10 protein-coding genes are annotated in these 13460 nt (G+C 71.0%); 7 read left to right on the top strand and 3 right to left on the bottom strand.

Annotated elements, in window-relative coordinates:
* The coding region (locus tag ACWC21_RS00705) for an ABC transporter ATP-binding protein (RefSeq protein WP_450876630.1) at window positions 1–354 on the bottom strand (354 nt) is incomplete at its 3' end.
* 133 nt (window positions 355–487) lie between these two features.
* Window positions 488–1660, bottom strand: a complete 1173-nt coding sequence (locus ACWC21_RS00700; protein ID WP_450876628.1) for a PP2C family protein-serine/threonine phosphatase — start codon at window positions 1658–1660, stop codon at window positions 488–490.
* A gap of 163 nt (window positions 1661–1823) precedes the next feature.
* Here ACWC21_RS00700 and ACWC21_RS00695 point away from each other — a divergent pair, with 163 nt between their 5' ends.
* Complete coding sequence (locus tag ACWC21_RS00695; protein WP_450876626.1) at window positions 1824–3077, top strand: GNAT family N-acetyltransferase; 1254 nt, start codon at window positions 1824–1826, stop codon at window positions 3075–3077.
* A 65-nt stretch (window positions 3078–3142) separates the two neighbouring features.
* On the opposite strand, the gene ACWC21_RS00690 is transcribed toward ACWC21_RS00695, so the two are convergent.
* Window positions 3143–3577 carry an ANTAR domain-containing response regulator gene (locus tag ACWC21_RS00690; RefSeq protein ID WP_450876624.1) on the bottom strand — a complete coding sequence of 145 codons (435 nt, stop codon included), beginning with the start codon at window positions 3575–3577 and terminating at the stop codon, window positions 3143–3145.
* A gap of 470 nt (window positions 3578–4047) precedes the next feature.
* Between ACWC21_RS00690 and ACWC21_RS00685 the strand changes: the two genes are divergently transcribed.
* From ACWC21_RS00685 to ACWC21_RS00660, 6 genes are read left to right on the top strand one after another with little or no spacing between them, the layout of a single operon-like run.
* Window positions 4048–6564, top strand: a complete 2517-nt coding sequence (locus tag ACWC21_RS00685) for a glycosyltransferase (RefSeq protein ID WP_450876622.1) — start codon at window positions 4048–4050, stop codon at window positions 6562–6564.
* Complete coding sequence (locus tag ACWC21_RS00680; protein ID WP_450876620.1) at window positions 6561–8264, top strand: ArnT family glycosyltransferase; 1704 nt, start codon at window positions 6561–6563, stop codon at window positions 8262–8264. The genes ACWC21_RS00685 and ACWC21_RS00680 overlap by 4 nt, the downstream gene beginning before the upstream one ends.
* Complete coding sequence (locus ACWC21_RS00675; RefSeq protein WP_450876618.1) at window positions 8261–9583, top strand: alkaline phosphatase family protein; 1323 nt, start codon at window positions 8261–8263, stop codon at window positions 9581–9583. Before ACWC21_RS00680 ends, ACWC21_RS00675 begins: the two co-directional genes overlap by 4 nt.
* On the top strand, window positions 9562–10767 hold the full coding sequence (locus tag ACWC21_RS00670) for a hypothetical protein (protein ID WP_450876616.1): 1206 nt from the start codon (window positions 9562–9564) through the stop codon (window positions 10765–10767). Before ACWC21_RS00675 ends, ACWC21_RS00670 begins: the two co-directional genes overlap by 22 nt.
* Complete coding sequence (locus ACWC21_RS00665; RefSeq protein ID WP_450876614.1) at window positions 10764–11921, top strand: endo-1,3-alpha-glucanase family glycosylhydrolase; 1158 nt, start codon at window positions 10764–10766, stop codon at window positions 11919–11921. The genes ACWC21_RS00670 and ACWC21_RS00665 overlap by 4 nt, the downstream gene beginning before the upstream one ends.
* Complete coding sequence (locus ACWC21_RS00660; RefSeq protein ID WP_450876612.1) at window positions 11918–13438, top strand: fibronectin type III domain-containing protein; 1521 nt, start codon at window positions 11918–11920, stop codon at window positions 13436–13438. The genes ACWC21_RS00665 and ACWC21_RS00660 overlap by 4 nt, the downstream gene beginning before the upstream one ends.
* Window positions 13439–13460 lie beyond the last annotated feature (22 nt).

Here is a 13460-nt window from a genome sequence, read left to right as displayed (position 1 = left end):
GTGGCCGGCGAGACGGGTCGGCAGGACGACGTTCTGCTCGACCGTGAGGGAGGGCAGCAGGTTGAACGCCTGGAAGACGAAGCCGAGACGGGTACGGCGCAGCGCGGTCAGTTTGTTCTCGCTCATGCCCGTGATGTCCGTGCCGCCGAGGAGCACCTTCCCGCTGGTGGGGCGGTCCAGGCCGGCCGCGCACTGCAGGAACGTCGACTTTCCCGAGCCGGAGGGCCCCATCACCGCGGTGAAGGTGCCGTGCGCGAGGGTGAGGTCGATGCCGCGGAGGGCCTGGACGGCCGCGCCGCCCCGGCCGTAGCGCCGGGTCACTCCGTGCAGTTCTACGGCCCAGTGGCTTGGCATGGGGTCCTTCCCGTCCGTCGTCGAGCTGACGTCCCGACGCTACGGATCCGGAGGGCACCGGGACCATGAGGACGGCTGGCGGGTCCAGGCGGGGGAAAACCCCACTCCTCGCCGGTGGGAGGACCGAGCCGGCTCAGTGTGCCGCCGGGGAGGCCTCGCGGCAGATCAGCAGCAGCGCCCGGTCGTCGTTGACGTCCTTCGCCACCGCCTCGATGAGATGCCAGGCCGCCCCGTGGAAGCCGCCGGCGACATAGCGGTCGGCCTCGCCGGTCAGGCGGTCGATGCCCTCGACGATGTCGCGGTCGGAGGTCTCCACCAGCCCGTCCGTGAAGAGCATCAGCACGTCGCCCGGGCGCAGCGAGCCCTTCACCGGGTCGAACTGGGCGCCGTCGTACACACCGAGGAGCGGGCCCTCGGCGGCCTTCTCCTCCCAGCGCCCGCTGCCCGCGCTGAGCTGCAGCCCCGGGGGGTGGCCCGCCGAGTACAACTCGTAGTCCCCGGAGTCGAGATCCAGGACCAGGTGGATCGAGGTCGCGAAGCCCTCCTCCCAGTCCTGTCGCAGCAGGTAGCCGTTGGCCGCCGGCAGGAAGGCGTGCGGTGGCAGGGAACCCAGCAGCCCGCCGAACGCCCCCGACAGCAGCAGCGCCCGCGAGCCGGCGTCCATGCCCTTGCCGGACACGTCCGTGAGCACGACTTCCAGCGTCCGCCCGCCGTTCGTACGGGCCGCCACCACGAAGTCGCCCGAGAAGGACTGCCCGCCCGCGGGGCGCAACGCCATCTCCCGGTGCCAGCCCTGCGGCAGCTTCGGCAGCTTGCTCTGCACCCGGATCCGCTCGCGCAGGTCGAACAGCATGGTGCCGCCGCGCCGCCAGGGCACGCCCACCCGGCTGCGGAACTGCGCGGTGAGCAGGCCGAAGAACCCGCAGGCGGCGACGACCAGCACCACACCCGGCGTGACCCTGGACGGACCCTCGGTGTAGGGCCCCAGTTGCACCGACTCCACGATCAGCGCCGTGGCCGCCGCCGCGTACAGCCCGAGCAGGCTCGCGGGACGCAGCAGCAGACCGCCGGCCACGATCGGCAGTACCAGCGTGGCCGGTGAGCACCACACCGAGTTGGCGAGGGTCATCGCCGCGAGCACCGGGATGATCAGCAGCAGTCCGGCCAGCGCGATCCAGTCCGAGCCGTCGCCGCGGAAGTAGTCCACCGCGCTTCTGCGCACGCCGACGCGGGCCCGGTGCCACTGGATCTTCCACCGGGCCGTGAACGTCTCGGCCTTCGCGCGCCGTTCTCGTCCTGCTGCCATTAGTTCGGGACCCTATCCATCGGACCAGCCGCTTGGCACGGGAGGTCCGACTTATCCCCCGTCCGGGGCTCAACGTCACAGTCAACTTCACCGGATGCCGTTCCGCCGCAACCCTGCGGAAATTCGGTCGCCCGCTCCGAGAACGCGCTGGTACGCATGGTGCATGGGAACAGACCTTGCGAACAGCCCTACGGCGGTACCGCGGGCCCTGCGCCCGGGTGAATGGGACGAGTGGTACGACAGCCTGCTCCGGGCCTTCGGCGGGGTTCCGGAGGCCGCCGAGGAGCGGGAGTTGTGGGCTTCGCTCACCGAGACCGGACGTTCGATCGGTGTCTGGGACGGTGACGCGGTCATCGGCACGGCGTCGGCCTTCGACTTCCGGCTGACGGTGCCCGGCGGGGCCTCGGTGCCGGCCGCCGGGGTCACCATGGTCAGCGTGGCCGCCACGCACCGGCGGCACGGTGTGCTCACCTCGATGATGCGGCGTCAGCTGGACGACGTACGGTCCTGGGGCGCGCCGCTGGCGGTGCTGACGGCTTCCGAACCGGTCATCTACGGGCGGTTCGGGTACGGCGTGGGGACGTACCACGTCAACGCGCGGATCGACACGACCCGGGTGCGGCTGTCGGTACCGCCCGGCACCGACGGCGTACGGCTGCGGTACGCCGCGCCGGCCGACGTCCTCGACGCGTGCGAGGCCCTGTACGCCCGGCGGGTGCCACTGCGCCCGGGAATGGTGGCGCGGGCGCCCGGCTGGGAACGGCTGGTGCTGCTGGACCCGCCGAGTGAGCGGGACGGAGCGTCGCCGTTGCAGTGCGTGGTCGCCGAGCGGGGTGGGGAGTTGGTGGGGTACGCCCGCTTCCGCGTCAGGCCTGCCTGGGAGCCGGCCGGGCCCAGGGGGACGGTGTCGCTGGAGGACATGGAGGCGCTGGACCCGGCGGCGCACGCCGCGGTGTGGCGGTTCCTGTTCGGCATCGACCTGACCTCGGTGATCGACGCGCGACGGCGGCCGGTGGACGAGCCCTGGCAGTACCTGGTGTCGGACGTCCGGCGGTGCGAGCTGCTGGTGCGGGACTCGCTGCACGTGCGGCTGGTGGACGTGGGCGCGGCGCTCGAGGCGCGTACCTACCGGACGCCGGTGGACGTCGTGTTGGAGGTCGAGGACTCCTTCTGCCCGTGGAACGCCGGGCGTTGGCGGCTCATGGGGGATGCGAAGGGCGCGTCGTGCGCGCGGACCACGGACCCGGCCGATCTCGCCCTCACCGTGCGTGAGTTGGGGGCGGCATACCTGGGTGGTGTCTCGCTCGACTCGCTGGCGGGGGCCGGGCTGGTGCGGGAGCTGCGGGACGGTGCGCTGGCCAAGGCGTCGGTGGGGTTCGGGTCGGCGGTCGCGCCGTGGCTGCCGCACGGGTTCTGAAGGGTGGTGCAGAAGGCGTGGTGCCGGCCCACGGGCCGGGCAACGGAACGCACCGGCACACGGGGTCAGCCGCTGGGACCGGTACGGACGTGAGCGCGCGATACGGGTGCCGGGGGCTGGGGAGCCATCGGTGGCAGACCGGCGATCTGCTGGAGGACGTCGGCCGCCACCGCGCGGACCTTTCGTCGTTCCCGCTGGGATGTGGTGACGAGAATCCCGAAGGCGTCGACCTCGTCGCAGCCGTGCAGGACCATGAGTGCGCCCTTGGCGCGTTCTATGAGGGCGCGCCCTTCCAAGGCCTCCTTGAGCTGCTGGTTCTCGGTGCGCAGGGTCTCCAGCGCGGAGGGCGCCGCGGGCGGAAGGACGTCAGGGAAGTCTCGCCGCAGTTGCTCGCCGAGACTGGCCAGCGCCGACACCAGGACACCGACGGTCGCGACGACGGCCGCCATGCGCTCGCCTTTGTCCGATGTCTGACCGGCTTCATACGGGTCTGACTTCATGCGCACATGTTGGCCATAAATCACATCGGCGAACCAGTCTTCCCAAAGGGTTAATTTAGGTGTAACCGACGAAGGCCGGATTCCGGGCCAACACCCCCGGAATCATGCGTTCCGGCTTGGCTTTTCGTCTCGCGATTCTACGCAAATGGTGTCAAAGCGACCATCTTGCGTGAACGTTGTGGAAAATATTCACGGATTAACACCAAACACTCCACAAACACTGACGGGCACCGCTAGCCTCGTCCCGGCGTCGCACCCGCCCCCCACGTGCTTGCCGTCCACTGCTCCTGACCATGGACCAGGCGAGAACCGCGAAGGTTCTCAGCACGTTCCCCTTGCCGCGTCGAGACCGTACGCCGACAGGGGTCGCCGTACTCCTTCACGCCCGCTCACGGGACCCCGGAGACGTCGGCCGCTGCTGTGCTGCGCGGCTGTCCCGGTTCCCGCGTTCCCCAGGGGGGACCCCTCAGATGGCGCAACTGACCTCTGCACCCGTCGAAACCGGGACCGTCGAACTCGGTGGCGGACTCGATGCCGCCCCACCCCGGCTGACCCTCGTGATACCCACCCGAAACGAGAAGGACAGCGTCCCGCTGCTGCTGGCGCGGCTGGCCCCGGCACTGACCGGGCTCGACGCGGAACTGCTCTTCGTCGACGACAGCGATGACGAGACCCCGGGCGTCCTCGCCGCCCTCGCCCCGGACTGCCCCGTCCCCGTGCGGTTGCTGCACCGCCCGCCCGGTTCGCGCGGCGGCGGCCTCTCCGGCGCCGTCGTCGCCGGCACCCGGCACGCCAAGGGCGACTGGGTCCTGGTGATGGACGCCGACCTGCAACATCCGCCGGAGGCAGCGGCCCTGCTGGCGCGCACGGCGATGCGCGGCGGCGTGGACATCGTCGTCGGCACCCGCTACGCGGGCACCGGGTCGAGTGCCGGGCTGTCCGGCACGTCCAGACTGCTGACCTCGACCGCCACGACCCGGATGGTCAAGGCCGCCTTCCCGAGACGGCTGGCGACCGTCAGCGACCCGCTGAGCGGCCTGTTCGCGTTCCGCACCGACGCGGTGGACCTGAACAGACTCAACCCGCTCGGCTTCAAGATCCTGCTGGAGATGCTCGTCCGTCACCCGTCGCTGCGCGTCGCGGAGGTCGCCTACGCCTTCGCGCCCCGCGAGGCCGGCAACTCCAAGGCCTCCTTCCGTGAGGGTCTGGCCTTCCTCCGGCACGTGGCACGGCTCCGCCGCGACCGGCTCGTCGGCCAGCTCCGCGAGAAGCCCGCCGACCGCAGCGCACGACTTCGGCAACTGACGCGATTCCTGGGATTCGGGCTGGTCGGGCTCTCCGGGGTCGCGGTCAACACCGCCGCGCTGTGGCTGCTGTTCGACCGGTTCGGGGTGCACCATCTGGTCGCTGCCGCACTGGCCACCCAGGCATCCACCACATGGAACTTCCTCCTGGTGGAGGGTCTGGTCTACCGGGGCCGCGGCTCCGGCAGCTTCAAGGGCCGCGCGCTGCGCTTCTTCTCCCTCAACAACCTGCTGCTGCTCGGACGACTCCCGCTGCTGCAGGCGCTGGTGGTGTCGGGGCTGGGCGTGCTCACGGCCAACGCGGCCACGCTCGTCATGCTCTTCCTGCTGCGCTTCCTGGTCAGCGACCGCGTGATCTACGGAACAGGCGCGGCCAGGGCAGGCGGCCGCGACCCGGTACGGCTGCTCGTCGACCCCGGCCCGGTGGCCACCGCGGCGGGACTGCACCGCGCCGGCGGTCGCAAGCGGTCGACGTACCTGCCCTACCGCTACGACGTGGCCGGCACGGTCACGATCGGCTCCCAGATCCGCCTCCCCGAACTCGAGTTCTTCCGCGCCCAGTGGATCGCGGACGACGAGGTGGACATCGCCGTGCGGGTCGGGGACGTCGGCCGTCGGTCCCCGCATCGCCGGGCCTCGTTGACCCAGCAGGCGCAGCCCGCCGAACCGGCCGCGATCCGTTACGAGGAACACCTCGGACGCTTCGGCGCGAACTTCAGCGTGCGTCTGGGGAAGCAGATCAGGGTGGAGATCGGACCACTGCTGGCCCGCTCGCCGCACGTCGTCTACACCAACGTGCTCGAGGCGCTGCTCCGGTTCGTCCTGATCTCCCGCGGCCGTATGCTGCTGCACTCCGCGTGCGTCGAGCTGGACGGCGTCGGGGTGATGCTGTCCGCACTGACCGACACCGGCAAGACGGCGACCGTCCTGCGACTGCTGCGCGAGCACGGCGGGCGGTTCCTGTCGGACGACATGACGGTGGTGGACGCCGACGGCAACGCGGTGTGCTTCCCCAAGCCGCTGACGATCAGCTCGCACACCCTGCGCGCGGTGAACGCCAACGACCTGACCCACGCCGAGTGGCGCAGACTCAACCTGCAGAGCCGTCTGCACTCCAAGGGGGGCCGCTCGCTGGCACTCGCCCTGGCCCGCTTCAACCTGCCGATCATGGGCATCAACGCGGTCACCCAGATCCTGGTGCCGCCGCCGAAGTACAGCGTCGACCGGCTGGTTCCGTGCCGTATGGGCAGCACCACCAGGGTCGAGGAGCTGTTCGTCATCGAGCGCGGCATGCCCGGCCTGCGCGACCTCGACCAGGCCGAGGCGCTGGAGCGGATGCTCCTCAACACCGAGGACGCGTACGGCTTCCCGCCCTACCGCTACTTCGCCCCGGCGATCACCATCGGCGGGCTGACGTATCCGCAGCTCAAAGCGCTGGAGCGGGAGATCCTGGGCGGCTTCCTGTCCGGGGTGCGCACCCGGGTGCTGGCCTCGGACCGCTTCGGATGGGCCGACGAGATTCCCCGGCTGCTCGCCGAAGAGCGCGGAGGGACGCGTACGGACCTGAACGGCAGCACGCCGACGGCGGCCGCGCCGCAGCGGGCGGCCGAGGAGGAGGGGGCGCGGGCCGAGGCCTGGCCGCGCTGGGGAGTCCGCCTGGCCCCCGGGCCGATCGCGTCGTGAAAGAGCCCACCGAGTCGCTCGGTTCCCTCGAGACGGCCGAGGCCGGCATCGAGGGAACCGAGGTGAGGAGAACCACCGGGACTGCCGGGCCGGCCGACCCCCCTGGCCGGTCCGGCGCGGTGGTGGAGTCCAATGCGCCGGACTCCAGCACCCGGGAACCGGCCCGCACCGCCCGCCCCCGCGGCGGTGCGGGCCGGCCCGCTCGCGGCTCGGCGGCCCTGCTGCGGCTCGCCTCGGCGATACCGCTGACCGCCGTACTCGCCCTCGCCGCCGGCTTGCGCTTCTGGCGCCTCACAGCGGTGGGGTTCAACAGCGACGAGGCCGTCTACACCGGCACAGCCGCCTCCCTCGCCGGCAACAGCTCCCTCGGTTCCGTCTTCCCGGTGTTCCGGGCCCACCCGGTGCTGTTCCAGGCGCTGTTGTCACTGGTGCTGCGCGTCCACCTCAGCGACTGGACGGCCCGCGCGGTGCCCGCGGCCATCGGCGTGGCGGCGGTCGCCATGACGTACGGGCTCGGTGCCAGGCTGTACGACCGTACGGCCGGACTCGTCGCGGCGCTGCTGCTCGCGGTGATGCCGTACCACGTGGTGGTCAGCCGGCAGGTGCTGCTGGACGGGACCATGACGCTGTGCGCGACGGCGGCGCTCTACTGCGTCGTGCGTTTCGCCGAGTGGCCGGGCCGGCGGTGGTTGCTCGCAGCCGCCGGGATGATGGGCGTCACCGTGCTCGCGAAGGAGACCAGCGTCGTTCTGCTGGGCGGGCTGTACGCGTTCTTCGCCCTGACCCCGGCCGTACGGATGCGGTGGCGGCAACTGCTGCCGGCGCTGCTCGCGATGACGGTGGTGGCGGCGGCGTCGCCGCTGGCGCTGGCGCTGTCCGACCGGTCCCGCACAGGTGGCGCCTATCTCGTGTGGCAGCTCTTCCGCCGGCCGAACCACCCATGGACCTTCTACTTCACGTCCGTTCCGCCCGCCGTCGGCCCGCTGGTGCTGGTCGCGGCCGGCGCCGGGCTGGTCTGGCTGCGCCGGGAGAACACCTGGCGGGAGCGGCTGCTGGTGTGCTGGATCGGCGTCCCCATGCTGTTCTTCACCATCTGGCCGGTGAAGGGCTTCCAGTACCTGCTTCCCATCGCACCGCCGCTGGCGGTGCTGGCCGGCCGCACTCTGCGCCGTCTGCCGTCACTGCCCTGGCCGGAGATGCGGCGCGTCCGGCTGCCGCGTGCCGCGGCGGTGGCGCTGACCCTCGCCGTGGCGGCGAGCCTCGTCGTGCCCGCGTGGCAGCGGGTGGCCCCGTCCCATGACGGCACCTTCCTCGCCGGTTCCGGCGGGCTGCCCGGCGGGCGGGAGGCGGGAACGTGGCTGCACGTACATGTGCCGGAGGGCGCCCAACTGCTGGTGATCGGACCGTCGATGGGCAATGTGCTCCAGTTCTACGGACACCGCAGGGCGCAGGCGCTGTCGGTGAGCCCGGACCGCCGGAGCCGCAACCCTTCCTACGAGCCGGTCGCCAACCCCGACCGGGCGCTGCGCGACGGCGAGTTCCAGTACGTCGTGTGGGACTCCTACAGCGCGAAACGCACCCCCTTCTTCACCGGAAAGGCCCTGACGCTGATCAACCAATACCACGGGAGAGCCGTGTTCACCGCCCGAGGACAGGGCGGAAAGGCTCTGGTCGTCATCTACCAGGTGCGTGCCACATGAGGCGCAGGGCGGGAAGGCTGCTGCTCGCCGCACAGACCGCGGTGATGCTGGTCCTCGCGGCCGGCGCTCCCGCGGATGCGGAGGGCGCGCACCAGCCGAGAACCCCCGTACGGCACTTCGTCTACCTGATGCAGGGCGACCGGACCTTCGACCAGTACTTCGGAACGTATCCCGGTGCCGACGGCCTTCCCGCCGACACGTGCCAGGCACGTGACCTGGCCCATCCGCACAAGGAATGCGTCAAGCCGTACGCCCTGCACGGCAAGGCGGCACCGGCCGCGGCCCTCGCCGCGGGCAAGACCGTGATCGAGCGGCAGTACGACGGGGGGAAGATGGACGGCTTCGTGGCGGCGTACGAACGCCAGGGCCGGGACGGGGCCGCCGCCATGGGCCACTACGACCGGCGCGATCTGCCCTTCTACTGGAACGCCGCCGACCGCTACCGGCTCTTCGACCACTTCTTCGCCTCCGCCCGGCGGGGAACCCGGGCCAACCGCGCGTACTGGGTCGCGGGCGGCGCTGCGCTCTCCGGCCGCACGACGATCTTCGACCGGCTGCAGGCGGCCGGGGTGAGCTGGAAGTTCTACGTCGAGGACTACGACCCGAAGCAGACGTTCCGGCAACGCTCCAAGGGCGATCCGGCCACCCAGACGGTCCGCGTCCCGCTGCTCGACTCGCGACGGTTCGTGGACGACCCGAAGCTCCGGAGCCACATCGTGGACCTGAACCAGTACTACGTGGACCTGGAACACGGCAGCCTGCCCGCTGTCGCCTACATCGCGAGTTCGGGAGCGGGCGAGCGCTCGGCCCGTTCCGTCCCGGCGGGACAGCGGCTGGTGCGCAATCTGACCACACAGCTGATGCTCAGCGGCTACTGGAACTCCTCGGCGCTGCTGTGGTCGTACGACGGCTCCGGCGGCTGGTACGACCATGTCGCCCCGCCCCCGGGCTACGGCTTCCGTGTGCCGGCGCTGCTGGTCAGCCCGTATGTGCCCCGGGGCCGGGTGGACCACACCGTCTTCGACGCGACGAGCGCGCTGCGGTTCGTCGAGGAGAACTGGGGGCTGAAGTCGCTCGGCGGCCGGGACACCAAGGCGACCAGTCTCGGCCGGGCCTTCGACTTCCGGGGTGGACCACGACCGGCCGACCTCATCCCCGCCACGACGACGGCACCGGTCGCCCTGCGGCCGGTGCGGTCGGCGATGGTCTACGGCGTGTACGGCGGGGCAGTCGGCATCGCCGCCCTGCTGGTGCTGACTGCCGCGGTGGGGCAGCGGCTCACGAAGGGGGTGCGCTCATGGCGGCGCCGAGCACGGTGACGCCGGCCGGTCTCTGGCGCCGACGCGCACAGCGCGCGGCGGCCGTACTCGGCGCGCTCGTGATGGTGTGCACGGCGACCGGATCCGCTGCCGCGTACGTCGCCCTCGAGCGACGGCATCCGCACCGTGCTCCCGGGCCCGTCGCGCTCAAACGACCGCATCCGCACCGTAAGCCGTGGATGGTGACCGTGACCGTGCAGACCGTTCCGGTGCTCTCCCATGTGCGGTTCGTCTTCGACGGCACGCAGCTCGTCACGGACTCCCACGGCCAGGCCGAGTACACCGGATCGCACGACTTCGACGAGCACTCCCTGACGCTGGCCGACGCCGCAGTCAACACCGGGAACTGTCACTACCGCTTCGCCCGCTGGTTCGGCCAGCGGGACCCGGACCAGGCGTTCCGTCCGTCCGTCGAGGGGCTGCCGCTGCGCGCCGACTACACGGTCACCGCGGCCTTCTCCGCCCGCTACCCGGTCACCACCTCGTTCACCGACCAGCACGGCACTCCGGTCGCGGCAGGGCGGATCAGCTCGGCCACCATGAGGAGCGACACGGGAAGCAGGGTCGAGGTTCCGCCGGGCCATACCGTGTGGCTGGACGGACTGCTCCCCGTCTTCCGCGACAGTGTGCTCACTACGCGCACCATCTCGTACTCGCTGCAGAGCGTGATGGTGGACGGCACGAACACCGTCGACGCCGGCAAGCAGCGCTTCACCCCGGCGGCCTCGGGCAAGCCGGTCTTCGTCACGCAGTTCCACGACCTGACGATCACTGCCCACGACGCGATGCTCTCGGGCGCCACCGGTTCGGCGGCCAAGGTGACCATGCCGGACGGGACGGTGCGTACGGTCCCGTTCGGCAGGGACGGAAGGGCGACGCTGCGCGGGCTGCCCCGCGGCCATTACGCGGTCGACGTCAAAGCCGGCGGAGTGACGGCCGGCCAGGAGGTGCGGCTGTCGAAGGATCGTGCGGTGGACGTCCAGGTGATCGGCGACGAGGACCTGGTGGGCGTCGCCGTGCTCCTGCTGGCCACAGCGGTCGGGCTCGTGTTCGCCGGGCGGTCCGCGGCGCGCCGGGCCGCGGGGAGGACCAAACCCCGCGGGAAACCGCGCCTCCCGGAGGCGGGCGACCTGGCCGGGGAACCGCCCGGCGAGCCGTCCGGCGGGAAGGCGCTGCTGACATGAGACGCACCAGGACGGCAGTGGCCGTCCTCACCCTGCTGCTGGGGTTGCTGGGCGCGGTGCCCGGACAGGCCGCGGCGGCCGTCCGTTCCGGTGCGGGGGGCGGGAGCGTCCCGCTGCTCGCCTACTACTACCAGTGGTTCCAGCCGTCGTCCTGGCAGCGGGCGAAGACCGACTATCCGCAACTCGGCCGGTACTCCAGCGATGACACGGCGGTCATGCGCACGCACATCGCCTGGGCGAAGTCGGCGGGCATCAACGGATTCATCGTCAGCTGGAAGAGCACCCCGGTGAACAACCGGCGGCTGCGGCTGCTCATGTCCGTCGCGGCGACCGAGGACTTCAAGATATCCATCATCTACCAGGGCCTGGACTTCCGGCGTCACCCGCTGCCGGCGGCCAAGGTCGCGGTGGACTTCGCCTACTTCGCCAAGTCGTTCGCCGACAGCCCGGTGCTCTTCCGGCTGGACGGCAAACCGCTCACCGTGTTCAGCGGGACATGGGCGTACACGCACGCCGAGGTGGCGGGTATCACCCGGCCCGTGCGCGGCAGGCTGCTCGTGCTCAACACCGAGAAGAACGAACGGGGTTACGAGCGTCTGGCCGACGTCACCGACGGCGACGCCTACTACTGGTCGTCGGTGAACCCCGACACCAACCCGCGGCACGCCACCAAGCTCGACTCCATGGGCCGGGCCGCACACGACCACCACGGTTTCTGGGTCGCCCCCTTCGCACCGGGCTTCGACGCCCGGATGGTCGGCGGCAGCAAAGAGGTGCCGCGCAAGAACGGCGCGACACTGCGCGCCGAGTACACCGCCGCCGTCGGCTCGCACCCGGACGTACTGGGCCTGATCAGCTGGAACGAGTTCAGCGAGAACTCCTACGTCGAACCGTCCGTGGCCGATGGACGGCGCTATCTGGACGTGCTGCGCGAACTGCGCGGCGGGTCGGCCGCCGGACGGACGGCCACCCTCGCGAACGCGGCGCCCACGCCACGCCGGCACGCCGTCGCGCGGTTCACGTACTGGCCGAACCTGCTTCGGCTGGCCGGGTTCGCCACCGTCCTGGTGGCGGGGGTGACGCTGCTGGCCCGGCGTCGCCCGAGGAGCGGCACAGGCCGACCGGGAAGTCACACCGAAAGAAGCACGCCATGAGGAAACCGATCGTTTCACGGACAGGAGCCCGATCGCCGCGAAGACGCCTGACACAGGCCGTTGTTGTCATCGCCACCGGGCTCTGCACCGTCCTCGCCTTCACCGCCCCGGCCCACGCCGCGCTGCCCGGCGCCGACGCCCATCTCACCCGCGCTCCCTACCTCACCGACCTCACCACCACGTCGGTACAGGTCAACTGGGGGACCACCACACAGAGCAAGGGCAGCATCCACTACGGCCCGCTCGGCAACTGCTCGGCGTACGCGGTGACGTCCGGCAACTCCGGCTACCCGATGACGATCAACGCCGTGACCGAGTACCGCAATTCGGTGACCGTCGGAGGGCTGTCGCCGGGCACCACGTACTGCTACCGGGTGTACACCGGCGGCGGCGCTCCGGTGGACCTGCTCGGCACCCTGGCCACCCCCCGGTTCACCACCCTGGAAGCGGTCGGTTCCACCACGCCGTTCAGCTTCGCCGTGCTGGGCGACTGGGGCGACACCACCAACAGCGGCGTCGACGACGGCTCGGTCAACGTCAACCAGGCCGATGTACTGTCCCAGATCGGTCGCAGCGGGGTCCGGTTCGCACTGTCGGCGGGCGACGTCGCCTACCAGGGCGGATCGCAGACCAACTACGGCGACCTGAACCAGGCGGGCATCGACGTCAGCGCCGTCTTCGGCCCCCAGTACTGGGCACAGCCCGGCATGAGCGTCCCGATGTTCGCGGTGAGCGGCAACCACGGCCAGAACTCCACCTATCTGCTCAACTGGCCGACGGCCGCCGCCGCCACAGCCTCCGGCGGGACCTACGCCATGGTCGGCTACCCGTCGATCGACGGCACGAGCCCGGGCTCCTACCCGACGGCGTACTACGCGGTCGCCACGGGTGGGGTACGGATCTACATGCTGGACGCGGCCTGGGGCAACAGCAACACGGGCACCGCGACGGGTGGCACGTGCGGTTCGCACTGCGCGATCTACCAGGTCGACCACGACGCCCACTGGACGGTCTCCTCCGCCGAGTACCAGTGGCTGGCCTCCGATCTGGCCGCGCACCCGGGCGGTGTGAAGATGGCCGTCTTCCACTTCCCGCTGCGCTCGGACGACGCCACGGAGCCCGACGACAACTACCTCAACGTCTCCGCCGGGCCGTCCAGCCTGGAGTCGATGCTGCACGACAACGGCGTGGCCCTGGTGTTCAGCGGACACGCGCACGACTACCAGCGCAACACCGCACCGCCGGGCGGCGTGATCAGCTATGTCACCGGCGGCGGAGGCGCCAAGGCCACCCCGGTCAGGGGCGGCACGGGCTGTTCCGCCACCGACGCGTACGCCGTCGGCTGGTCGTACAGCAAGGCCAAGGGCTCGGCGTGCGGTGCGGCCCCGGTGCCGACCAGCGACGCGCACGTGTACCACTTCCTGAAGGTGACGGTCGACGGCAGTACGGTGACGGTGACGCCGACGGACTCCCTGGGCGGGACCTTCGACGTGCGGACGTACGACTTCTCGCAGTGACAGGGCCGGTCTGCCGGCGCCG

The sequence above is a fragment of the Streptomyces sp. NPDC001348 genome, from assembly GCF_053597535.1.
The sequence above is the reverse complement of the archived record's forward strand: the minus strand, read 5'-3'. Positions and strand labels throughout refer to the sequence as shown.

Excerpts from the sequence above, each read along its gene's own strand:
- ACWC21_RS00700 (WP_450876628.1), bottom strand. The coding sequence starts at position 1,660 with ATGGCAGCAGGACGAGAACGGCGCGCGAAGGCCGAGACGTTCACGGCC.
- ACWC21_RS00695 (WP_450876626.1), top strand. The coding sequence starts at position 1,824 with ATGGGAACAGACCTTGCGAACAGCCCTACGGCGGTACCGCGGGCCCTG.
- ACWC21_RS00690 (WP_450876624.1), bottom strand. The coding sequence starts at position 3,577 with ATGAAGTCAGACCCGTATGAAGCCGGTCAGACATCGGACAAAGGCGAG.
- ACWC21_RS00685 (WP_450876622.1), top strand. The coding sequence starts at position 4,048 with ATGGCGCAACTGACCTCTGCACCCGTCGAAACCGGGACCGTCGAACTC.
- ACWC21_RS00675 (WP_450876618.1), top strand. The coding sequence starts at position 8,261 with ATGAGGCGCAGGGCGGGAAGGCTGCTGCTCGCCGCACAGACCGCGGTG.
- ACWC21_RS00670 (WP_450876616.1), top strand. The coding sequence starts at position 9,562 with ATGGCGGCGCCGAGCACGGTGACGCCGGCCGGTCTCTGGCGCCGACGC.
- ACWC21_RS00665 (WP_450876614.1), top strand. The coding sequence starts at position 10,764 with ATGAGACGCACCAGGACGGCAGTGGCCGTCCTCACCCTGCTGCTGGGG.
- ACWC21_RS00660 (WP_450876612.1), top strand. The coding sequence starts at position 11,918 with ATGAGGAAACCGATCGTTTCACGGACAGGAGCCCGATCGCCGCGAAGA.